This is a genomic window from Psychrobacter sp. CAL346-MNA-CIBAN-0220 (assembly GCF_040309805.1).
In the GTDB taxonomy this organism is placed as follows: domain Bacteria; phylum Pseudomonadota; class Gammaproteobacteria; order Pseudomonadales; family Moraxellaceae; genus Psychrobacter.
On sequence record NZ_JBEOPF010000003.1, the window covers coordinates 206,135 to 229,009 of the forward strand.

At 43.0% G+C, this 22,875-nt stretch carries 17 protein-coding genes; 9 read left to right on the forward strand and 8 right to left on the reverse strand.

Going from position 1 to position 22,875, the window contains the following annotated elements:
• The first annotated feature begins 47 nt into the window (after positions 1 to 47).
• Entirely contained in the window at positions 48 to 962 is a 915-nt protein-coding gene (locus AAEY88_RS08510) for a hydroxymethylglutaryl-CoA lyase (RefSeq protein WP_350561395.1), read from the forward strand.
• A gap of 100 nt (positions 963 to 1,062) precedes the next feature.
• Positions 1,063 to 2,250 carry an isovaleryl-CoA dehydrogenase gene (locus AAEY88_RS08515; protein WP_350561397.1) on the forward strand — a complete coding sequence of 396 codons (1,188 nt, stop codon included), beginning with the start codon at positions 1,063 to 1,065 and terminating at the stop codon, positions 2,248 to 2,250.
• A gap of 139 nt (positions 2,251 to 2,389) precedes the next feature.
• On the opposite strand, the gene AAEY88_RS08520 is transcribed toward AAEY88_RS08515, so the two are convergent.
• Both AAEY88_RS08520 and AAEY88_RS08525 read right to left on the reverse strand, forming a co-directional pair.
• A complete protein-coding gene (locus AAEY88_RS08520; protein WP_350561399.1) occupies positions 2,390 to 3,112 on the reverse strand; it encodes a pantothenate kinase in 723 nt (240 codons plus the stop codon).
• A gap of 183 nt (positions 3,113 to 3,295) precedes the next feature.
• Positions 3,296 to 4,279 (reverse strand): biotin--[acetyl-CoA-carboxylase] ligase, encoded by a 984-nt coding sequence (locus AAEY88_RS08525; protein ID WP_350561401.1) that lies wholly within the window; start codon positions 4,277 to 4,279, stop codon positions 3,296 to 3,298.
• Between the two features lie 259 nt (positions 4,280 to 4,538).
• On the opposite strand from AAEY88_RS08525, the gene AAEY88_RS08530 reads away from it, so the two are divergent.
• The 4 genes from AAEY88_RS08530 to ligA all read left to right on the forward strand — a co-directional run bounded on the left by AAEY88_RS08530 (position 4,539) and on the right by ligA (position 13,051).
• The gene (locus AAEY88_RS08530; protein WP_350561586.1) at positions 4,539 to 5,342 is read left to right on the forward strand and encodes a sulfite exporter TauE/SafE family protein; all 804 of its coding nucleotides are present in this window, start codon (positions 4,539 to 4,541) and stop codon (positions 5,340 to 5,342) included.
• A 108-nt stretch (positions 5,343 to 5,450) separates the two neighbouring features.
• Complete coding sequence (locus tag AAEY88_RS08535; protein WP_350561403.1) at positions 5,451 to 9,344, forward strand: AAA family ATPase; 3,894 nt, start codon at positions 5,451 to 5,453, stop codon at positions 9,342 to 9,344.
• 337 nt (positions 9,345 to 9,681) lie between these two features.
• Positions 9,682 to 10,728: a cell division protein ZipA C-terminal FtsZ-binding domain-containing protein gene (locus tag AAEY88_RS08540; protein ID WP_350561405.1), complete on the forward strand. Its 1,047-nt coding sequence runs from the start codon at positions 9,682 to 9,684 to the stop codon at positions 10,726 to 10,728.
• 328 nt (positions 10,729 to 11,056) lie between these two features.
• Entirely contained in the window at positions 11,057 to 13,051 is a 1,995-nt protein-coding gene (gene ligA, locus AAEY88_RS08545; RefSeq protein WP_407074442.1) for an NAD-dependent DNA ligase LigA, read from the forward strand.
• Between the two features lie 74 nt (positions 13,052 to 13,125).
• Here the strand turns inward: ligA and AAEY88_RS08550 are convergent, their stop codons facing one another.
• From AAEY88_RS08550 to AAEY88_RS08565, 4 genes are all read right to left on the reverse strand, one after another.
• Complete coding sequence (locus AAEY88_RS08550; RefSeq protein ID WP_350561409.1) at positions 13,126 to 14,670, reverse strand: RNA-directed DNA polymerase; 1,545 nt, start codon at positions 14,668 to 14,670, stop codon at positions 13,126 to 13,128.
• 177 nt (positions 14,671 to 14,847) lie between these two features.
• The gene (locus AAEY88_RS08555; RefSeq protein WP_350561411.1) at positions 14,848 to 15,417 is read right to left on the reverse strand and encodes a hypothetical protein; all 570 of its coding nucleotides are present in this window, start codon (positions 15,415 to 15,417) and stop codon (positions 14,848 to 14,850) included.
• Between the two features lie 398 nt (positions 15,418 to 15,815).
• A complete protein-coding gene (locus AAEY88_RS08560) occupies positions 15,816 to 16,220 on the reverse strand; it encodes a hypothetical protein (RefSeq protein WP_350561413.1) in 405 nt (134 codons plus the stop codon).
• 270 nt (positions 16,221 to 16,490) lie between these two features.
• Entirely contained in the window at positions 16,491 to 18,944 is a 2,454-nt protein-coding gene (locus AAEY88_RS08565; protein WP_350561415.1) for a YgiQ family radical SAM protein, read from the reverse strand.
• A 209-nt stretch (positions 18,945 to 19,153) separates the two neighbouring features.
• Between AAEY88_RS08565 and AAEY88_RS08570 the strand changes: the two genes are divergently transcribed.
• Complete coding sequence (locus tag AAEY88_RS08570; protein WP_350561417.1) at positions 19,154 to 19,576, forward strand: hypothetical protein; 423 nt, start codon at positions 19,154 to 19,156, stop codon at positions 19,574 to 19,576.
• A 28-nt stretch (positions 19,577 to 19,604) separates the two neighbouring features.
• Here the strand turns inward: AAEY88_RS08570 and AAEY88_RS08575 are convergent, their stop codons facing one another.
• Positions 19,605 to 20,072 carry an Lrp/AsnC family transcriptional regulator gene (locus AAEY88_RS08575; protein WP_350561419.1) on the reverse strand — a complete coding sequence of 156 codons (468 nt, stop codon included), beginning with the start codon at positions 20,070 to 20,072 and terminating at the stop codon, positions 19,605 to 19,607.
• A 311-nt stretch (positions 20,073 to 20,383) separates the two neighbouring features.
• Here AAEY88_RS08575 and rarD point away from each other — a divergent pair, with 311 nt between their 5' ends.
• Positions 20,384 to 21,394: an EamA family transporter RarD gene (gene rarD, locus AAEY88_RS08580; RefSeq protein WP_350561421.1), complete on the forward strand. Its 1,011-nt coding sequence runs from the start codon at positions 20,384 to 20,386 to the stop codon at positions 21,392 to 21,394.
• A gap of 95 nt (positions 21,395 to 21,489) precedes the next feature.
• Here the strand turns inward: rarD and smpB are convergent, their stop codons facing one another.
• Positions 21,490 to 21,966, reverse strand: coding sequence for an SsrA-binding protein SmpB (smpB, locus tag AAEY88_RS08585; protein ID WP_350561423.1), 477 nt, complete (start codon positions 21,964 to 21,966; stop codon positions 21,490 to 21,492).
• A gap of 336 nt (positions 21,967 to 22,302) precedes the next feature.
• On the opposite strand from smpB, the gene coaD reads away from it, so the two are divergent.
• The gene (coaD, locus tag AAEY88_RS08590) at positions 22,303 to 22,812 is read left to right on the forward strand and encodes a pantetheine-phosphate adenylyltransferase (RefSeq protein WP_350561425.1); all 510 of its coding nucleotides are present in this window, start codon (positions 22,303 to 22,305) and stop codon (positions 22,810 to 22,812) included.
• Positions 22,813 to 22,875: the final 63 nt, after the last annotated feature.

The following is a 22,875-nucleotide window of genomic DNA, read 5'->3' on the forward strand; positions in this document are numbered from 1 at the left end:
ATAATCTATCAATGAGTAGTTTTTAGCTAAAAAAAAGGACGGCATACATGACACATTCATATCCAGACCACGTTCTAATTGTTGATGTCAGTCCGCGTGATGGCTTGCAAAATGAGTCAAAAATGGTGCCAACTGCCGTTAAGCAAGCGCTGATTGATGATTTGATAGCAGCAGGAATTAAGAAGCTTGAAGCCACCAGCTTTGTCTCGCCTAAATGGGTGCCACAAATGGGCGATAATAGCGAGTTATTGACTGCGCTTGAGCCCACACGGCATACGGATGTTTGTTATTCTGTATTGGTGCCAAACATGCGCGGTTTTGAGAATGCGGTAGCGTATCGTCCTGACGAAATCGTAATATTTGGCTCAGCAAGTGAAACTTTTAGCCAAAAAAATATCAATTGTAGTATCGACGAAAGTATTGCGCGCTTTGCTCCTGTCGCTGCGGCTGCCAAGGCTCAGGGAATCAAAGTACGCGGCGTTATTTCTTGTACGGTTGGCTGTCCTTATGAAGGAGAAATTGACCCCAGCCAAGTCGCGTACGTCACTAAGCGTCTGGTTGAGATTGGCGCAGAACAGATTGGCATTGCTGATACCATTGGTGTTGGTACGCCGATTAAGGTACAGCGTGCCATACAAGCAGCGCTTGAACACGTTGATATATCAGCGCTATCTGGTCATTTTCACGATACTTATGGTCAAGCCTTAAGCAATACTTTAGCGGCACTGCAATTAGGAGTCCGTGAGTTTGATACCTCGGTTGCTGGGCTTGGCGGCTGTCCCTACGCAAAAGGCGCAACTGGCAATGTGGCGACTGAAGATGTGGTCTATATGCTACACGGTATGGGTATCAGTACCGGCATCGATCTGGATAAGTTGGTCAGTGCGGGCGAGCGTATCAGTGCATTTTTAGAACGTCCTAATGGCTCAAATGTCGCGCGGGCGTTGATTAATCAGCGTTAATCTTGAGCTATCGATTGGTAACAACCGATGGCAACTTATTTATTTAAGATTTATTAATCATACTCAAAAAATACTTAGTATTAAAACATAAGGAACCGTTATGAGTTTACCCGGATTAGACTTTCAGCTTGGCGAAGATATCGATGCGCTACGTGATATGGTGCAAAAGTTTGCGGCGAATGAAATTGCTCCGCGTGCCGCTGAGATTGATTCTAGCGACGAATTCCCAATGGATCTATGGCAAAAAATGGGTGATTTAGGCTTGCATGGCATTACCGTCCCAGAAGCTTACGGCGGTGTCGATATGGGCTATGTGGCGCATATGGTCGTGATGGAAGAGATTAGCCGCGCCTCAGCATCAGTCGCGCTCAGTTATGGTGCTCATTCAAACTTATGTATCAATCAGATTAAGCGTAATGGTACTGAAGCGCAGAAGCAAAAATATCTGCCCAAGCTGCTTAGTGGTGAATTTATCGGTGCACTAGCGATGAGTGAAACTGGTGCTGGCTCTGATGTCACCAGCATGAAACTAAAAGCTGAAGAAAAAGACGGTCATTATGTACTCAACGGCAATAAAATGTGGATTACCAATGGTCCTGATGCCCATGTGATGGTAGTTTATGCCAAAACCAATCCTGAGCTTGGTTCTAAAGGCATGACTGCATTTATCGTTGAAAAAGGCATGGCAGGTTTTGGTACTGCACAAAAACTAGATAAGCTAGGCATGCGCGGCAGTCACACGGGCGAGATGACCTTTGATAACGTTGAAGTTCCCAAAGAAAATATCTTAGGTGAAGTGAATACTGGTGTTAAAGTATTGATGAGCGGCTTGGATTATGAGCGTGCTGTATTGGCCGCCGGCCCTATTGGCATCATGCAATCAGTAATGGATAACGTTGTCCCTTATATTCACGACCGTAAGCAGTTCGGGCAAGCCATTGGTGAATTTCAGCTAATCCAAGGCAAAGTTGCCGATATGTACACCGTGCTACAAGCAGGGCGTAGCTTTTTATATACCGTGGGTAAAAACCTCGATATGTTGGATCAACGCGGTGCTGGACACAGTCGTCAAGTTCGTAAAGATTGCGCCAGTGTCATCTTATGGTGCGCAGAAAAAGCCACATGGATGGCAGGCGAGGGCATTCAAATCTTTGGCGGCAATGGCTATACCAATGAATATCCACTCGGACGTCTATGGCGCGATGCCAAATTGTATGAAATTGGTGCGGGTACCAGCGAGATTCGCCGGATGCTGATTGGTCGTGAGCTGTTTAACGAGACCAAATAAGCGGGTAGCTATCATAAGATACAAGCCGTTATTCGTCATAGCAAACAGCTAAAATGTGTTGTTAAATAAAAAAAAGCAGTAAGTTTAATACTTACTGCTTTTTTTATGGGCTGATTTTTATGACGTTTTTATATTTTAGTTATTTATTATCATCAAAATATCGAGCCAAACCATTCAACATTAAATCATCACGGATGCGCACTGGACGATTGACATGTTGGGCAATCATATGGGCATCTCCACCGGTCATAATCAGCTCAAAGTTTGGGTGACGATTGCTGATTTCATTCACTGCGCCAACGATAGACAGCAAAATGCCCCGATGTACCGCATCTTGGGTGGTCACGCCTTGGGTAATGCTATCAAAGGTACCATTAGATATGGTGATTTGTTTGGTGCCTGAAAATAACGACTCGCGTTGTAGATAGATATTAGGAAAAATATAACCACCCAAATGTTCAGCGTGGTCAATTAAATCAACGGTCACTGCTGTTCCACAGCCAATCACACATTGGCGCTTTTTTTTATCTACCGCACCGAGCATCTGTAGCCAGCGATCACAGCCCAATTGATTGGCATCATAATCGCTACGCATAAGCGTATGCTTGGCATCAACATGGACAAATTCAAAAGGAATATCTAGCCGACTTAAGGTTTTTGACACCTTTACGTTTAACTCGTCGCCCAGTACCGATGAAATTCCGATAAAGTCCGGGGCATAGCGCTCAAAGCGGTCGGTCAGACCCATGAGTAATTCGGCAGGCGCTTGCAGATGCTGTTTGGCATCATGTGAGACAATTTGCCCAATATCATCGGTGAGCCAGTATTTAAGACGAGTGTTTCCTAAGTCAAGCCAGAGCATAAATATCCTTATATAGAGTGAATAAACTACCAAGTGCTTATAGCGTCCAAGACGCTTGATGCAACTGCCTTGATAAACCAGCTACAATTCTTACTTATCTTTCCTTTATATCTTATTCACTAACAGTATCCAGCATATTTCTTTAATGTTATCAGCGGCTTACAACTTGCGCTATATAGTGCATTAATCGATACCAATCACATCAATACGACCGGTAAAAAGCGCGGAAATCTTACCGTTATCTTGGCGTAATTGCAAACATCCGTGTGTATCAATACCGCAAGCATAACCGGTGATAATATGCGGACTGCCATTATGATTTTGAGTTACTCGTAAGCGCAGACCTGTGAGCGCATCTAGCGCCATAAATTTCTGCATAAAAACGTCAGTATAATGGGTTTGCGCCTTTATTTTATCGTTAGCCAGTTGTTCAAAGCATGCTACCGCTGCCATTAACGCTTGACTGATCTGCTGATATAATTCTTGTAGACTGGGCAAGGTCGCGCTGCTGGTTTCTTGCGTAGGCAGTTTAGCAGAAGTAGACGCATCTATAGGGTTGATCATCTCCTCGATATCCTGCAAACTAATTGCCTGATAGCTCATGCCCTCACTCGTCTGCATTGTGAGCGCTGGTGTGGCTTGTACGTTAAGGCCAACACCCATAACTACCCCGACCAGTTTCCCCAACTGCCATACTGGTTCAATTAAAATACCTGCAAGTTTATTAAAATAAATGACTTGTTTATCAAGCTCATGAGATTTTTTAGGGCCTTTAGACGGCTGATGACCTCTATAAAAGCCTAAATCATTGGCCCATTTTACCCCGATAGGTGTCAGACTTTGCCTTAATAGTTGTTCATTAAGTGTCTGGATAATGGGCATCTTTGCCAGCTCTACACCAATAACTAATGACAATAGACCGCTGACAGGCACTTTGATCGGATGATATAAAGAGAGATAGACATTACCAGGCGGTGACTGCCACGAGCGCCCACGTTGTCCCCGCCCCGCAGTTTGGGTTTCAGCGGTCAATAGATGTGCCGTATCTGTATCCAGCATTTGAGCTTGTATAGCTTCGATCAGCTCACTATTGGTAGAGGCGCTGCTGACAACATGACGATGTGTTAGCCCAGATAAGTAGGGTGATAGGCTTGTAAGTGGTGGCATAAGTTTAGTCAATGTGGTTAAGACAATATTTGATATACTGAGGCGATTGTTAAGAATAAAAGACAAAAAGTTGGTCTTAAACATTAAACAGTAAGGCTGCCAGCCATTATTATATAAAAATAAGCTTAATAACAGTTAAGTCTACTAAAATTAAGTATGCCAAAAAGTTGAGCATAACAAAAGGCGGGCATAGTAAAAGCTAAGCATCATAAAAATTGAACACAATAAAAACTAAATATATCAAAAGGTAAAATGAATGATGTTATATGTATGGTTTGTGATTGCAGGCGCATTCGCGGGTGTCTGCGCTGGCTTGTTTGGTGTCGGCGGCGGGATGATTATCGTACCGGCATTGGTATGGATTTTTACCGCCTATCATTTCCCGCCTGAAGTGGTTACCCATTTAGCGATTGGTACTTCTTTGGCGACCATTGTTGTGACCTCAATCAGTTCAATGACTGCGCATAATAAGCGTGGCGGCGTGCGCTGGGATATCTGGCGTAAAATGGGACTGGGTTTGGTTATCGGTAGTTTAATAGGGGCGGGTGTTGCAGAATCGATTGATGGCCAAGCATTGAAAGCCATTATTGGCGGCGGTGCATTATTAGTCGCCATAAAAATGCTGTTCTTCTCTAATAAAGAACAACTGGGCAAACCGCTACCCTCTACTGGCGTACAATTTGGTGCAGGTACGGGTATCGGTTTGGCCTCGTCTATTTTTGGTATTGGCGGCGGTAGTTTGACGGTGCCATTTTTGAACTGGGCCGGGCTGACGATGAAGCAGTCAGTGGGTACGGCTGCTGCTTGCGGTTTGCCAATTGCAGTTGCTGGGGCGTTGGGGTTTGCTTGGTTTGGTCAAAATGTTGAAAATTTACCGGAAGGCACGATAGGCTTTGTGCATATTTCTGGATTTTTATGTATTTCAGTAATTAGCTTTATTATGGCAAAAGTCGGTGCAAAGCTTGCGTACAAACTGCCCGCTTTAATGCTTAAACGCGCTTTTGGGGTGTTGCTATTGTTCGCTGGCGGGCAGTTGCTATTGAGTGGTATTGGGGTGTTGTAAGCGTCTTTATGAATAACAACTAATAGTTCTAATCTTCATAAACCCCAAAAATCCACCCCAGTTTCAGGTAGAATAGCCGCCTGTTTTTGCTGATATTACTGATTATTCATGCGTTTAAAATCTCTAAAATTGGCAGGCTTTAAGTCTTTTGCTAACTCAACTACTTTTACCTTTCCCCGCGGTATCACAGCCATTGTCGGGCCCAATGGCTGTGGCAAATCAAATGTGATTGATGCCATTCGTTGGGTATTGGGTGAAACTTCTGCCAAGCAGCTGCGCGGTGGGGCGATGAGTGATGTCATTTTCGCGGGTACACAAGATAAAGCGGCCAAAAGTGTCGCCAGTGTGGAGTTGACCTTTGAGCATACCCAAGATGAGCAAACCGGCATTCGCCATGAGTTCAATTTGTACCAAGAGCTGTCTGTCCGTCGGCAGGTGAATTTAGAGGGGCGTTCAGACTACTTTATTAATGGCACGCGTTGCCGCCGGCGTGATGTAATCGATGTATTTTTGGGTACAGGGCTGGGCGCACGCAGTTATGCGGTCATCGAGCAGGGCATGATTGGGCGTATTATTGAATCAAGTCCATTGCAGCTACGTGAGTTTATCGAAGAGGCAGCAGGAGTCTCACGCTATCAAGCACGTCGCGCAGAAACGCAAAAAAGATTGCAAAAAACCCAGGATAATCTGGCGCGTCTATACGATATGCAGAGTGAGATGGAACGCCAACAAAAAACCCTCTCCAAACAAGCGGCCAGTGCTCAGCGTTATAAGCAGGTGACTACCAGTCTTGCTGATATCAAACAGCAACTGGCTATCCAGCAATTATATCAGGCCAAATACACTCAGCAGCAGCACAAGCTAACGCATGAGCGTAACGCTACAGCAGTGGCAGCACTGCAAGATAATTACGAACACCTTAAGGTTAAACAAGATAAGCTGACCACAAATATTAACCAACAGCAGTGGCTCAAAGACGATGCTCAAAGCACGCATTATCAACAGCAGCTAACTTACCAGCAAGCTGAGCATCAGCTCAACGATATCAAAGCACAAAGCAATCAAATCGAGCAGCAGTTTGTCAGTTTGAGGCAGCAGCGTGAGCAGGCAACGGCTGAGATTGAAAAGCTAAAAGCGCAACAATTGGAACAACAGGGTGAATTGGTAATATTGCGACCACAGCTTGCTGAGCTAAAAGCCAAACGTGAAGCTCATCAGGGCGAAGAGCAGCCATTACAACGTGCGTGGCATGATGCCCAAAATCAACTATCAGGTCTGCAAGAGAGTGTACGTGCGCTTGAGCAGCAGCAAGCATTGAATATCCAAGCACAAAAGCGTCATCAGCTCAGTCAAGATAAATGGGCACGCCGCCAGCACAGTTGGCAAGCGTTATGGGCGCAGAGTCAACAACCTATTCTTACTTCTAAAATTACCATAGCTGCTAGTGATGATAAGGACTCAGTAAGTCCGCCCACGCACGAACAAATCAATGAGCTAAACCGCCAGTTACAGCAAATCGCACGTCAACAAGATAGCGTAGAAGAGCGTCTGTTCGAGCTACAACCGCAAGCAATGACGTTACAGCAGCGTTTGAGTGAGCAGCAGCGCAGTCTTGCTGAATATGAAAAACGGCAGGCACTATTGGTAGGTGAATACGATACTTTGCATCAGATTTTACATTTGAAGCCCACTAAAAATATAGACAATAGCTTAAATCATAAATTTGCTGCCCAAAGTGATATAGATAAATTAGCAATTGACCGTCAGCCGCTGCCTGAGTTACCTATTAGTACCTTACGTGAGCAGATTGAGCTTAGTGCGCAAGGGCAACAATATGCGCAACTATTAGATCGACTATTAGCGCTATGGTTGGACAGTCATGTATTTATACCGAGCAAACATAGCAATAATGATAACGCTCAAACAACAAATAACTTATGGCAACCGCTTAAAGCTTATTTGCCGGCGTTGCTGGCTTACCAGCAGCAGGATGGCGAAAAAGATAAGGTAAGCCATAGCTTATGGCTACCCGCTATCCAAAATAATAACCAGAAAAATGATTTCATTGATACTTTATCAAATGAGATCGTTAATAAAGTCATACCATTATCGCAGCTGATTACGCAGCCAGATTTAGCGTTATGGCAGCAGTGTTATTTATATATTGATCAAAACGCTAACAAGACCAACCTTGAGCAAACAGAAGAACTTACTGTTATTCTCAAAAAATTACCGCCATCAGCGATATTGTTAACCACTGATGGTTGGATAATAAGTAGCGTAGGCACGATAAATTTAACGCAACTTGCAGGCGTGCACGACGGGCAAATAGACAATCAGTTTTTAACGCAACGTCTTCAGCAGCGCACACGTCATCAAGCGTTAGAAGCTCTGCTTGATGATTTTGAAACCCAAATTCAAACCCAGCAGAAAGACATTAATCATAGCCAACGTGATTATGCTGCATTGACGGTTAGCCTTGAAGAAACTCGCGCTCAAGCTGAACACTTAACGCAGGATAAATACCAAAAGCAGCAGCAGTTAAGCACGCAGCAAGCTGTCCATGAGCGTCTACAGGCTGAGTTAAAGCGTTTAGAGTCTGATAAAATCATGCTCACAGAAGAGCAGCAGGAGCTTGCACAAGAACAAAAAGTATTAGATGGCGAGCAGCAGCAGATACAGACAGATATGAACGCACAGGCGCCTAGGCTAGCTGAAGCAAAAGCCAGCTGTCAGCAACTACAAACCGCACGCAACGAGCTAAGCCGCACTCGTGAATCGAATGATAAAGCATGGCAAACCTTACAGCTCAATATTCAACAAGGTGACATTCGACTTGAGCATAGCGTCAGTAACTTAGCGCGGGCAACCGAGCAACATGATAAATCAATGCAAAGCGAGCAAAAGCTACTGACGAGTCTTGAGCGTTATCAGCAGCAGTTGCCAGATGTACAGGCGGCATTGCAAAAAGCACAAACTGCCTGTGATCAGCAGCAAGCTTTGTTAACTGAGCGCGATATCCTATTAATTGCACTTAAGCAAGACTATAGCCAACAGCAGATCGAGTTGGATACGCTGCAAACCAATTTACAAACCCAACAACGCGAATTAGCAAGTCATGCAACCGAGCTTGCGCTTAGTGAGCAGCGGTTAACAGACGCCAGTAGTCACACGCATGACGCTTTAGCTGAGTACTACAAAATCAGCAGTAACGATAAAACGAATGGCCAAGCAGCGCAGCAGACTATTAGTGTTTCCAGCTTGTTAACCGACTTTATCACTCATGAACGCCGTGTACGTACAGATAAAATCAGTGAATTACAAATTGAGCAGACCAAATTTGAGCAGCAGCTCAGCAAGATTGGCGTGGTTAATCTTGCTGCCGTTGTCGAGCTTGCCGACATCAATGAGCGCTTAGCACCACTTGCCCAGCAAACTGAAGATATTGCTGCTAGCATGGATACTTTGGCGGCGGCGATTGCATCCATCGACGAGACCACCAAGACCTTATTTATGCAAACACTGAATGCCGTCAATATCGAGATGGCTAAGCTGTTTGCTAAGGTTTTCGGCGGTGGTCATGCTAGCTTAACCTTAAATTTAGAGGATATGCCTGCTAATACACCAAAATCAGAACAATGGCGCGCCGGGCTAACCTTAATGGCGCAACCTAAAGGCAAGCGTAACAGTCGCCTTGCAGTGCTTTCAGGGGGTGAGAAAACATTGACGGCACTCAGCTTAATTTTTGCTATCTTTAAGCAGCATCCGGCGCCATTTTGTGTGCTTGATGAAGTCGATGCGCCGCTTGATGATGCCAACGTCGCTCGCTTTACCAGCCTTATTCATGAGCTGGCTGCCGACTTACAGTTTATATTTATCAGTCATAATAAATTGGCCATGCAGATTGCTGATGAGCTCAAAGGCATCACTATGCCAAGCGCTGGCATTTCAACTTTGGTTAGTGTCTCGCTAGATGAGGCGGCGCACTATATTGATAACTAATTATTGACAGTTAAGGTAAAGTTAAGTGGTAAGCGATTATCTGAGCTAAGTTTTTACTTTAATGATTTGCTTTAATAAAAGGTATGAACGGTTACCAATTAATGTATACATCTTCTTATTAGTATAATATAAAGGTGATGTAAGAAAACCGAGTATTGATTACCGCTGGCTTATAAAAATAGGTCTGGCAGATAAGGTTAAAAGCATACCGCAAATACAGTGAGCTGACTATAAACCATCACAATGTGGTGACGGCATTAGTTAGCCATGCTAGACTATTGCCATTTATTCCCTCCGATGTATTCCCATTTGTCATATATATTAGGATGTATTTCTCATGACCGCTATTCAGTTTATATTAATTGCTATTGCTGCATTTATCGTGCTTGCAGGGCTGTTTATGGTCATTCGTAGCCTTAAGCGTCGCCAAAACGCTGGTGAAGTGGCGGTCAATTATGACAAAAATGGTATTCCGATTATCCCGCGTCATGAGCGTAACATTGTCGATCAGCCAGACTTTGATGATACGGTCGCCGGCGAAACTACTATTAGCCCCAATCGTGATTATCTGAATGCGGTAGTCGAAGAAGAACCCTTGACTCAGACACACACCAATATCGATGCGCAGTTGACGCAAGGTCGCGGTAATACTGCCGGTGGTAACAATGAAGAGCATGACGTTGATTATGCGCGCTGGCAGAATGAGCAGCAGCATGCAGATAATGCTGAGTTTGCGCCTCTATCAAAAGAATTGCACGGTGATGAGAATAATGAATATGCACCCACCAATAGCGCTCAAGAACCTGATGCTTTTTCAAGTTTAATGTCTGCTACTGATAGTTTGATGCCAGTGATCGATACTGTAGAAGAGCCTAGCTTTAATGATAACAGTCCGATACTGGATCAGCATTTACTTGCGCCAGTTGATCAAGTACAGAACGGTCCATTAATTAATGCCAAAGACAATATCAATATCACCATATTACCCCATCAGTACCGTGATCGTCCGACGACAATCATTCGTGGCCGTGAGCTACTGGCCTTAATTGATAAATACGGTTTGCGCTTTGGTGCGATGAATATGTTTCACCGCTATGAGCAAAAAGACGGCACCGGTATGCTTTGGTTTAGTATGATGGGCATCACTGATAATGGTATTGCACCTTTCGATCCGCATAGTGTGGCGACCAACACTTATAACGGTGTCGTGGTGTTTTTATCACTGCCGCATCCACAAGCGCTACGTAGCTTCGATAGTATGATGAGCATCGCCTATATGATGGCCGATGACTTAAATGCCATAATGCTCGACGAAAATAACGAGCCAATTACCCCTGAATATAAACAGCAGCTGCGCAATCAAGTCCGTGACTATGAAGGTTAGAAAATGAGAAGGTTAGAAAACACGAGGGTTAAATCTCCTAAAAAGTTAAGTCACTTAAAAGTTTAAAACAGCTAAAAGATGCAAATAACGACGTTAGTATTAGGTTATATGTTACGTTATTTGCGTCTGCTATCCGTGCAAAATTACCGCCAAACTTGTTATGATATCGGCATATTAAATAGCAAAGATGCCGACTATGACTACCCCTATTTTACTGCCCAACTCTCAACCAGTAAGTTCTCAACCCCTCACCTCTCAAAAAAGCACCACATTAGACCTTAATGCTGCCTCAACCAACGCGACATCTAACGATGCTATTATCGCGCAAATGCGCACGCTTATCGATGCGCTAAAAACTCATAATAACGCCTATTATGTACTGGATAATCCGGTTTTAGAAGATAGCGAATACGATCAATTGCGGCTGTCTTTGATTGAGCTGGAAGAAGCATATCCTGATTTGGTGCAACCTGACAGTCCGATCAATCAAGTCGGTGACGTGCCACTATTTGCCTTTACCCAAGTCACCCACGATACACCGATGCTATCGCTCGGTAATGTGTTCGAATATGATGATTTGCGCGATTTTATGCGGCGGGTTAATGACCGTTTAAGTGTCGCCCAGCAAAACCCTGAATACGAAATGGAGCTTAAACTAGATGGGCTAGCGGTATCGTTAAAATATGCGCATGGACACTTTATCCAAGCGATCACGCGTGGCGACGGACAAACGGGCGAAGACATCACTCAAAATACTAAAACCATTCGCAATTTACCTCTATGGCTAGCAGACGCGGCTGATATTGAGCTGTTAGAAGTGCGCGGTGAAGTAGTGATGCCTAAGGCAGGATTTGAGCGTCTTAATCGACTGGCACAAGAAAATGAAGATAAAACCTTTGCCAATCCGCGCAATGCGGCGGCTGGCAGTTTGCGCCAACTTAATCCGGCGATAGCGGCAAGTCGTCCGCTAGCGTTCTATGGCTATTCGATTAACCAAGGTCTACCGGACACCATCGACACTCAATCAGCAGCATTGGCATGGATTAAAGACATTGGCTTTACTGTCAGTGCAGTAGAAGTCGTACCGAACCCACGTGCTGCCCAAGCCTATTACGAGTCTGTGATTGAGGCACGCGCTGAGCTGCCGTTTGAGATTGATGGCACAGTGATTAAAGTTAATAGTTTGGCACTGCAACAGCAGCTGGGATTTTTATCCCGTGAACCGCGCTGGGCGACTGCCTATAAATTCCCTGCCGAAACCGTTATGACACGCTTACAATCAATCGATTGGCAAGTGGGTCGCACCGGACAAATTACCCCTGTTGGTAAGTTAGAGCCGGTAAAAGTCGGCGGCGTCACCGTTAGTAATGTCACCCTGCATAACTTTGGCGAAATTCAACGTCTCGATGTACGTGCAGGCGACATGGTTAGCGTCCACCGCGCCGGTGATGTTATTCCTAAAGTCACACGGGTTTGGCATGAACAGCGCCCAGAAGATTCTGAGCCGGTCAAGCTACCGTCTACCTGTCCAGTATGCGACTCTCCGGTAGTGTTACCCGAAAATGAAGCATTGGCACGCTGTACCGGTGGTTTATTTTGTCCGGCGCAGCAGCAAGAAGCGCTGATTCATTTTGTCTCGCGTCGTGCCATGGATATTGATGGGCTGGGCGCACGCTGGCTGATTGGCTTTTTTAATCATGGTTTGGTCAAAACCGTGGCTGATATTTATCAATTGCATAATCACCAAGAAGAGATGATTACCCTTGAAAAATTAGGCGAAAAATCAGTACAAAATATCATCGCCGCTATCGAAGCCAGTAAACATACAACGCTGTCACGATTTATCTACGCGCTCGGTATTCGCGGAGTAGGTGAAACCACCGCCCAAAACCTTGCCCAGCAATTCGGCGACCTTGATATCTTAATGGCAACGGATATTGAGGCTCTGCTATTAACTCCTGACGTGGGCACTATCACTGCTGAGCTTGCCTATAAGTTCTTCCGTGCCCCGCATAATATTGAAGTCATCACTGAGCTGCGCGAAGCGGGTGTACATTGGGATAAGGTCGAGCAGATTATCTCTAGCGATTTACCACTTGACGGGCAGACTTGGGTTATCACTGGCGCGCTGGCAAGCATGGCGCGCGATGAAGCCAAAGCTAAATTGCAAGCGTTGGGTGCAAAAGTATCCGGTAGTATCTCAGCAAAAACCACTGCGCTACTGGCAGGAGAGAAAGCTGGCTCAAAGATGGCGAAAGCGGAGAAATTGGGGGTTAAGGTGGTTAGTGAGGATGAGTTTTTGGCGCTATTAGAAAATTCATAAATTTGATTGGTAGAGTGGGTTAGCAATAGCGTAACCCACCAAATTATAGTTATGCTATAAGAAGCATGTTTTTATTAGGTGATAAAAGCTGATTTTAAGAAACTAATTTTATCCTTTTTCATTTTATTCCAGTAATCTTTTAACTTATTAGATGGTAAAACCTCATAATAATATAACCAGTAACCATCTTCATTATTATCATATAGATGTTCAGCTACTACTTTATGCTGCTTAATTACTCTGCTACGAGCTCCATATTTCCTTTTATCATACAAATAGGCAAGCAGCAATGTTAAGCAATCATCAAGATTACCAACTTTTTCTAACAGTGGGGAGTTTATATCGAATTCAAAATCATATTTTAATGAGAAATATATTGAATATGCTACAAGCTCATAACTATTTCGTTTGGCTCCATAAATGAGGAGGTTATCAGATATGTTTTTGATTGTAGAGGTTGTTACTTTATATCTTTCAAACAACTGGTTTTCAAGTAAACCTACAAGATAAGGATAGAGAATTACTAAATGATGAACCGTATCTATAAGATACTCAACAGCATTATTAGAAGCACGTTTTCCAGTTATGACTTTTATTCCATAATTTAATATAGTTGCATCATCATCATTTTTCTTAAGTAAACTCAGTAGAAAGTCTAAATAATTAACCATCACTGTGTAATCTAAATAATCTAATAAGCTTACTGGATGATTAGAAATATCAATGACCCAGCTTGGGTTTCTTGTAGCAGGCAAATCTTCTATCGAAACTTTTTTACCATTGAGGATTAGACCGTATTTTCGCAATTCATTAGATAAGTCAGCTAAAAATTTTTCTGCAGTTCCATAGCTTTTTGTTAAACAAGCATAGTCATCAATATGCCTTATAAATTTATAACCCTTCTTGACTAGATGGTAGTCGACTACAACCAATATAATTTCAGAAACTAAATTATATGCATGTGCACCTATCAAAATACCGTGTGTTTTACCGTTGTTCGTATTCATCAAAAGTGAATCTAAATCGTTAAACCAAGACCCTCTACGGTTTACTTTTGCATTAACTTTACCGGCAATTGCCCAAGTCAAAGAATGGGTATACATGCTTCCAAAGCAGTTGGAAACGTCTGCATGAGCCTGAAATTTTGCTCCAATTTTGAACTTCAACAATGGGTTATCATCTTCTTTATAGTTAGAAAAACCCATATCAAACAGTTGATCTTTATCCACTTGGGGAAATATGACTCTTAATGTGTCATATTTCCCCATGACTAAGATCTTTTTATTCTCTTTAGTTTTTCTAATATGTATTCTACTGATTTTCCAATCCTGATTATCTGTATAGGTTTGGAAGTGTAATAGAATATCATTCCAGTTATTTTTCAAATTGAAGCAAAGGTTTCTATAGGCTACAGGATTTGGAATTGTAATAATTCTTGGGATATTTATATTTCTGATGCTTTCATAATAAACTGGAGTAGTGTCTATTTTTTGGAAAGTGGATTCTTTTTGTGTTTTACACCAAGCAAAAAATTCAATAGATTGTAAAAAAGAGGGTAAATTGTCGCTAAACATCCCATAACTTAATAATCCTTCATAAGCTTCATCTGAACTGAACAAAGAATGGTGCTAATAATATGATTTAAACATCGAATCCCTTGTTTATGGAATCTATAAGAATAATTATTAGCAAACGTAGTATTGGTTGAGAATAGTAAAACCTACGTTCTATGGGTATATTTTAGGTTGATTCTTTTAAATCTCGAGTTCTGCTACACGCTACTAAATTTTCTATTTCTACGACCCTTTATGCGGATCCACACTACCTTTCTTACCATCGGGTTTAATGACGATAGGTAAAACAAGCCCTTTAGCAAAGTCATCAGCGAGCACGTAATCATAGCTGCTAGCATTAATATTGGGAGTAGTATGAATGATAAGCTCTACTGCTTCGCCATCAGTAAGCTCGTGCGAGACATAGCTACCACCAACTTCATCTAATATATTGGATAGGGCTTCGTTGCTGGCCATACCGACCGTGAGATTGTGCTGGGCGGTGGCGTTATCGACCTTGAAGTAGTCAGAATAGGCGCGTACCGATTCGCTATCAAGTGCAAACGGATAGTCGTAATTAGTAAGTGGTGCAGGTGACTCACCGCTTGCCACTGCTGACCAGTCGATAGTCTTCGGCGTTGCGGTTGCTTTTGCGGACGACTCTGATGTTACAGACTCACTTTGCTCAATCGGCACCGCTGCCTTAGAATTGGTATCAGTAGTGTCAATAGGATCTGCACTATTATCGCAGCCAGTTAGCATACCTAGGCTCGATGCCGTTAATATCATCATACTTACTAGACGCTTCACCATCGATATTTTTCCTTTTATACTTTTCATGATTGATAGTTATCACTGTCAACTGAGACTGTTCTTGCCACGGCTATTTATAAGGTTTAAACGATATTCGAGAAGAAGTTGAATGAACTACATTTTATATAATGGCTATTTTGACAGTTTTTAGCGCGCTTCTCTACTTAAACCAACAAAACTGAGTCATCTCATATATAGTCGATCCAATTTAAAAACGATACTGTGCTGCTGGTATGAACGTAGCCCTATAGTAAACCATTTTCTATAAGCAATACGCATAAAAAAACAGCCATCGTTCGATGACTGTTTCTCATATTTATGACAATTGGTTATTTATGACAATTGACTGCTCATTTAATCATTATTACAACAGTCATTTTTTCAATAATAATAACGACTTATAATTGGCAGTTTACTTGGTATTCTTTACCATCGGCCCATTTCATAGCCAGGATGCCTTTATCGCCTTTCATGTGCCATGCATAGACAACTTCTGGGTTAGATTCGTTCACATAGCTTGCGGTATCACCTTGTACAGCACCATTTAGGATAATTGGCTGTTGTGACCATTTTATTTTAGGTAGCGTCGCATTTAACATGACTTGTTTTTTATTTATTGATTGCTTTGCCATGATTTGGCTGTCATCAGTACAGGTATAAGGTGCTGGAGCCATCCGATCATAAGCGGCGTCAGTTACGCTTTCTGATGCTTCAGTTTTAGGCATAGTAGGGGCAGTAGTGGCACAAGCGCTAAGTAGAGCAAGAGCTGGTAGGGCAGTAGCTAGTTTCATCATGGTGTTCATGGTCTTCTCCAAAAATGTAAAAATCATTGTGTTTTTAGTTTTAATAACGCATTAAGCGTATGGCGTTCATAGTAACGAAAAGCCAATCTCGACAATGTTAGAAATTGTTCCTTAGATGTTAGCTTCGTTACTTAAACTAATGACTAATGTAATTATTCAGCCAAGCTAATGAATAGCTAATAAAAAGCGTACACCAGCTTAAGGACTGATGTACGCTTTTTATCTAGGTTAATTTATAGCAGCTTATTTATGCTGATCGATAAGTTTACTTTACTTGGTTTTACGCGGCGGCAGTCCAGTGTGCTGGGTTTGGAAATTACCTTTACTGACTCTTTTAGAGTTTTTGCCCACTGGACTTTTCGCAGCAGAAGCACCACTTTTGGTAGCGACATGGTTGTGGCGTTTTACCGAGTCATTACCCAGACGACTGTTCTTTTTACGCGCCGATTGATAGCTGTCCTGATTGGCATCGCGCCCTTCTAAACTGGCATTAAATGGTGGAATTAAGCAGCCACGATTTTTGCCAATAAGATCGCCACGACCCATGCTTTTGAGAGCTTCACGCAGTAGTGCCCAGTTTTTTGGATCGTGATAGCGTAAAAAAGCCTTGTGTAGTTTGCGCTGTTTGCCAGATTTGACAATATCCATATCACCCTCTGTACGGCTGACTTTATGCAGCGGATCTTTATGAGTATGATACATAGTAGTGGCAGTTGCCATGGGGCTGGGGTAAAACGCTTGCACTTGATCCGCGCGGTAGCCATGGCTTTTAATCCAAAGCGCAAGGTTCATCATGTCTTCGTCTTTGGTACCCGGATGGGCGGCGATAAAGTAAGGAATGAGGTACTGTTCTTTACCGGCTTCTTGGCTGAACTGTTCAAACATGGCTTTAAATTGATCATAACTGCCCATGCCCGGCTTCATCATTTTTGACAGCACGCCTTCTTCTGAATGCTCAGGAGCAATTTTGAGATAGCCACCAACGTGATGGCTGACCAGCTCTTTGACGTATTCAGGGTCTTTAACGGCCAAATCATAACGTAGACCAGAGGCGATAAGGATCTTTTTGACGCCTTTAATATCACGTGCTTTACGATATAGTTTGGTCAAATTACTATGATCAGTAATTAAGTTCTCACAAACGTCAGGATAGACACAAGAGGGTTTGCGACAGTTTTTTTCAATTTTCTCATCTTTACAGCTCAAACGATACATGTTTGCGGTTGGGCCACCAAGGTCAGATATTACGCCGGTGAAGCTGGGCGCGGTATCACGGATGGCTTCAACTTCGCGTAAAATCGACTCTTCAGAGCGGTTTTGAATAATGCGCCCTTCGTGCTCGGTAATTGAGCAAAAGGTACAACCGCCAAAGCAGCCGCGCATGATATTGACTGAGAATTTAATCATGTCATAAGCAGGAATACGCGCATCGCCATAGCTCGGATGCGGCAGGCGTGCATAAGGCAAGTCAAACACGTAATCCATCTCTTCCGTTGACAGTGGAATTGGTGGTGGATTAAGCCACACATCAATCGAGGTGAATGAGTTACCGGCGCCGCTACTATGACGCTGTACTAATGCACGGGCGTTACCAGGGTTGGTTTCAAGATGCAAAATTCGACTGGCGTGCGCATAAAGCACGGGGTCAGATTTAACGTGCTCGTAGTCGGGCAGACGAATGACGGTCTTTTCACGCGCTGGCATTTTTAGTTTATATTTAAGAGCAGTTTTTGGTTTGTCAGTTTGAGGCTTATCAAAGCCGCGTAGTTGTACCACCTGAGTATCTTCATCGACTTGGTCAGCGTTGATGACTTTATTAGTCACCGGTTCTGAGACAAAGCCTTGATACTGCGCTGACATTGACTGCCCAACGGGTGAGTCAGAAGGTTTGTTTTGTTCAACTTTACAGCTATCAATGTCTTCAGTCATTACATAAGGATTGATAATCGGGTCAACGCGACCAACCGTATCGACATCATTACTGGCAACTTCGGTCATATCCGCTTGCCAATGGCGACGGCTCGGTGTTAGCAAATAGGCGGCCCCACGCAGTTTGCTCATTTGCTCAAAACTATAGCCTTTTGATAGACCATGTACCACATCGACAATAGCGCGTTCGGCATTACCATATAGTAATACGTCAGCACGGGCATCGAGCAAAACACTGCGGCGTACCTTATCTGACCAATAGTCATAATGAGCGATACGGCGTAAACTGCCTTCAATGCCGCCTAAAATAATAGGCACATCGGGATAGGCTTCACGGCAACGTTGGCTATAAACAATAGCGGCGCGGTCAGGACGTTTGTCCGCCACGTTACCGGGAGAATAAGCATCATCGCTACGAATTTTACGGTCAGCGGTGTAACGGTTAATCATGCTGTCCATATTACCAGCAGTCACGCCATAGGCATAAACCGGCTTGCCGAGTTCCATAAAGGCGTCTTTACTTTTCCAATCTGGCTGGGCAATGATACCCACGCGAAAGCCTTGTGCTTCTAGCAAACGTCCAATAATAGCCATACCAAAGCTGGGATGATCCACATAAGCATCGCCGGATATGATAATCACATCGCATGCATCCCAACCTAACGCGTCCATTTCCTTACGGGTCATTGGTAGATACGGTGCAGGCTCATAGCAGCTTGCCCAATGTTTGTCGTAATCGTAAAGGGGCTTAGTGCCTTGTTTAAAGGCGGTGCGAGCGATGGTATCGGCAGACATGAGCGGACCTGTTGGCTAGGAATTGGGCGATTTAAAAACCGCTCATCTTAACATGAATAACATTCAGTTAGCGATAAGTTATTGATAGCGTGAGGTAATCTGCTTATATAAGGGCATTAGTAACAGGTATTTGTGATAATACTTGTGACAAGAAATTGGTAGTAACTGACATATTTCTAGTTTATTGGCCAACTATGTGCTCCAATATTATGGGACAGTTTGTTTTTTTAAATAAATATTTTTTAGGAATGAAAATGCCAAACCGAAAAGTAGCGTTTGCACTTTTGTTATTGTTACCAAGGTTGGCGAATGCCTCAGATATGGCGGGCATGTTTACTTTTTATTATGCGTCATTTGTCGTGGTCCCAGCATTTTTAATACATATCATTGCGACTATATACTTCTCTAAAAAAGGCTATTTTCAATCTAAAGCTTTTACTAGCAAATACCTTATAGTTGCACTGCTTATCCCTATAATAGGTATCGCTTTACTCACCTTTGAATATTTAGCAGATATGAGCGCAACCGGTATTCATATTGGAACTTTGGTATCTATTCTATTCGTCTACGGCCTTGTGTCCGTAATTTTTGCTATTCCCTATATTCTACATCTTGCTATGAAGTCAAAATAGAATAAATTATTTAACTTTTCTATAGCAATTAATCCAGCATAATTTTGGTGCCGCTCTTAGTAAAGTTCATCACAAACTGACTTTTGAAATTGCGCACATTATTCTCATGCGTCAATAGACTGCGGGTAAATTGGTGATAATCAATCATGTTTTTGGCATTGACCATCAACAAAAAATCAAAATCGCCCGACACTTCATAGCAGCTCATTACTTGAGGTTGCGCGTTCATTAAACGCTCAAATCGATGCTGCATCGAGGTATTAGAGCGCTCCATCTCTATCATCACTATGGCGGTCAGACCGTAGCCCACCTTATTAGGATTGACGATAGCGACTTGTTTGGTAATCACGCCGCTATCTATCAACGCTTGAATACGGCGCTGAGCAGTGGCAATTGACACATGAACATATTCCGCGACGGTTTTTAGCGGCAGCGTGGCATCATCTTGCAGCAAATTTAAAATGGCTTTGTCAGTATCGTCTAAAGTCTGGCTCATAAGCATGGGTTCTCTAAGATAGTTACTTAAAATAAAAATCGTTTTATCAATAAAAAAGCCAGGTGATTAAGTAAATATTTATAATTATTATCAATATAGTCCAAAATTTAATAATTAAAATAATTTTTAACCTAATTTTAGATAAATAAAATCAAAAATAGATAGATATTGAGATAATTTTGCACGATACCCCTGTAAAATAGGCCGTATAAGCAAAAAGCCGTCAGTAAGCTATAAAAAATAGCAACGCGAAAAGTAGCAAAGTTGCTAAATATGATTTTTACCTTTTACCCCAACTTATGGTGTTCTGAATGTCTATCTCACTCTTATCCAATACGCTAGTGTCCACCTTATCACGGTGGCTATTACCTGCTATCTGGACGACTGGTAATGTGCAACAGCGTACCTTAATGTTGGGCGTAGTATTTGCCATAGTGTCTAACGTGTTGTTTGGCGTGCTCTATGCCTACAGTAGTTTTCTTGCCCCTTTATCAGGTACGCAAGTATTTATTTGGCGCATGCTCGCAATGTGGGCAGTATTGATAGGATATTTGCTCATCAGTGGTCGGTTAAATCTGCATATTGATAAGCTGCGTGCCTTGCGCTCAGTTAAGCAGTGGGCATGGTTGCTGCTGCCAACACCGATATTTTTAAGCCAGTTATGGCTATTTATGTGGGCACCAGTTAATGGGCAAGGTGTACAGACAGCGATGGGCTATTTCTTATTTCCGCTAATGATGGTGGTGTTCGGTTGTGTGTTGTTTGGCGAAAAGCTCAGCCGCTTACAATGGTTAGCAGTTGCATTTGCGGCAGTCGGTGTGGGCAGTGAAATTATTCGTACTCAAAGCGTGTCGTGGGCAACTTTGTGGGTCTGTGGTACCTATCCGCTATATTATATTTTGCGCAGACTGCAAGGTATCGATGCGATTACCGGTATGCTGGTGGATTTGACTTTATTTGCGCCCTTTGCGCTTGGCTATCTATACCTAGTGGCGCCAAGTAATTTGATGATGGTGGCAGGCTCTGGATTTTTTATAATTATGCTGGCAGGCCTCGGTATACTTAGCGTACTGGCTATGAAAACCAATATCGATGCCAGTCAAATGCTACCGGTGAATGTCTACGGCATGATGAGTTATTTAGAACCAGCGCTGTTGTTTATTTTAGCAATAACTGTACTGGGTAATCCGTTTGAGTCAGCGATGATATATAGTTATGGACTAATTTGGGTAGGTATTATTTTCTTAATTGCTCATGGTGTTCGCCAACTGCGCCGCGCTCGTCGCAATACGCGAGCTATAATAAATGCGCAAATTGCTTAAGAAAAAATAGCAACATAAAAAACGGACGCTTCAGCCAATAGGTTGAAGCGTCCGTTTTGCCATAGCTTAACAGGCTTGTTTTTAACTTAAAATACCTAGTCTAAATGCTGCTTAAAGCCGCGTTGTTTGTCACGTTCCCAATCGCGATCTTTTAAGGTTTTGCGTTTGTCGTGCTGCTTTTTACCTACCGCCAGCGCAATTTGGCATTTAACCATTGAGCGCTTCCAGTAACAAGACAACGGTACGCAGGAGTAGCCCTTTTGATTGACCGCACCAAATAGTTTTTCGATTTCGCGGCGATTGAGCAGTAGCTTGCGCGTACGAATACTATCAGGGTCGACATGCGTCGAGCTTGAGAGTAAGGCTTGAACATGCGACCCAAATAAAAACGCTTCACCATTACGGAAGGTAACGTAGGCTTCGGTAATCGTCATTTTGCCAGCACGGATGGCTTTAACTTCCCAACCTTGGAGCGATAAACCTGCCTCAAAAGTCTCTTCAATAAAGTACTCGTGGCGAGCCTTTTTATTGGCGCAAATTTGATTGTCAGGTTTTCTTGATTTTTTTGACATGGCTTCCTCTTCTAGACGTGGCGTCCTCGTCTGACCAGTTCCTCATCTTATAGCGAACCAACTACAAACTTGTTACGTTGCTAGACTTGCTTAATGCACTAAGCGTACAATTTTCACTTTGCATCCGGGTAACCGTTTTATATTTGGTTTACTATATAGTCAAACTTATCTATCTGACGTTGACTATAAATAGTCGATGAGTCGAACCGCCTATTGTAGCAAAGCATTTGGTGCAAAGGTAAGTAGGCTGTGATAACAAATGTAGCAGATAAGTGTCAAATTTAGGCAAAATTTGCTAGCATACGCAGTAATACTATCGACTACATTAGTCCTGCTATGAGCCTTCCTATACCTACTTCACGTTTACATACCAGAGTTTTATATCCTGGCACTTTTGACCCCATTACTAACGGTCATGTTGATTTGGTCACGCGGGCAGTCAAACTGTTCGATGAAGTGATTATTGCCGTGGCCTCAGGGCATCATAAAAAACCTTTATTTAACTTTGAGGAGCGCGTAGCATTGGTCGAGACCGTATTTGCTGATTTGCCGCAGGTATCGGTGATTGGCTTTGAAGGGTTGCTCGTAGACTTTATGCGTGAACAGAATGCCACCGCTGTACTGCGTGGCTTGCGGGCGATGTCAGACTTTGAATATGAGTTTCAGCTGGCCAATATGAATCGCGAGCTTGATGAAAACTTTGAAGCGGTATTTCTAACCCCCTCTCAGAATTACTCGTTTATCTCATCGACTATGATTCGCGAAATCGCTAAACTTGGTGGTGATGTCACTAAATTCGTTCCGGATTGTGTGGCGAAAGCCTTTACGCAAAAACTAAATGTATAGTCGTTTTACTTTGAAACGGCTATAGGGTGGCTGGGAGAAATTTTTGCAGCCTGTGGAGTGGCG

Excerpts from the sequence above, each read along its gene's own strand:
- AAEY88_RS08555 (WP_350561411.1), bottom strand. The coding sequence starts at position 15,417 with ATGGTGAAGCGTCTAGTAAGTATGATGATATTAACGGCATCGAGCCTA.
- AAEY88_RS08515 (WP_350561397.1), top strand. The coding sequence starts at position 1,063 with ATGAGTTTACCCGGATTAGACTTTCAGCTTGGCGAAGATATCGATGCG.
- rarD (WP_350561421.1), top strand. The coding sequence starts at position 20,384 with ATGTCTATCTCACTCTTATCCAATACGCTAGTGTCCACCTTATCACGG.
- smpB (WP_350561423.1), bottom strand. The coding sequence starts at position 21,966 with ATGTCAAAAAAATCAAGAAAACCTGACAATCAAATTTGCGCCAATAAA.
- AAEY88_RS08565 (WP_350561415.1), bottom strand. The coding sequence starts at position 18,944 with ATGTCTGCCGATACCATCGCTCGCACCGCCTTTAAACAAGGCACTAAG.
- ligA (WP_407074442.1), top strand. The coding sequence starts at position 11,057 with ATGCGCACGCTTATCGATGCGCTAAAAACTCATAATAACGCCTATTAT.
- AAEY88_RS08570 (WP_350561417.1), top strand. The coding sequence starts at position 19,154 with ATGGGACAGTTTGTTTTTTTAAATAAATATTTTTTAGGAATGAAAATG.
- AAEY88_RS08525 (WP_350561401.1), bottom strand. The coding sequence starts at position 4,279 with ATGCCACCACTTACAAGCCTATCACCCTACTTATCTGGGCTAACACAT.
- AAEY88_RS08530 (WP_350561586.1), top strand. The coding sequence starts at position 4,539 with ATGTTATATGTATGGTTTGTGATTGCAGGCGCATTCGCGGGTGTCTGC.
- AAEY88_RS08560 (WP_350561413.1), bottom strand. The coding sequence starts at position 16,220 with ATGAACACCATGATGAAACTAGCTACTGCCCTACCAGCTCTTGCTCTA.
- AAEY88_RS08510 (WP_350561395.1), top strand. The coding sequence starts at position 48 with ATGACACATTCATATCCAGACCACGTTCTAATTGTTGATGTCAGTCCG.
- AAEY88_RS08535 (WP_350561403.1), top strand. The coding sequence starts at position 5,451 with ATGCGTTTAAAATCTCTAAAATTGGCAGGCTTTAAGTCTTTTGCTAAC.
- AAEY88_RS08575 (WP_350561419.1), bottom strand. The coding sequence starts at position 20,072 with ATGAGCCAGACTTTAGACGATACTGACAAAGCCATTTTAAATTTGCTG.
- AAEY88_RS08540 (WP_350561405.1), top strand. The coding sequence starts at position 9,682 with ATGACCGCTATTCAGTTTATATTAATTGCTATTGCTGCATTTATCGTG.
- AAEY88_RS08520 (WP_350561399.1), bottom strand. The coding sequence starts at position 3,112 with ATGCTCTGGCTTGACTTAGGAAACACTCGTCTTAAATACTGGCTCACC.
- coaD (WP_350561425.1), top strand. The coding sequence starts at position 22,303 with ATGAGCCTTCCTATACCTACTTCACGTTTACATACCAGAGTTTTATAT.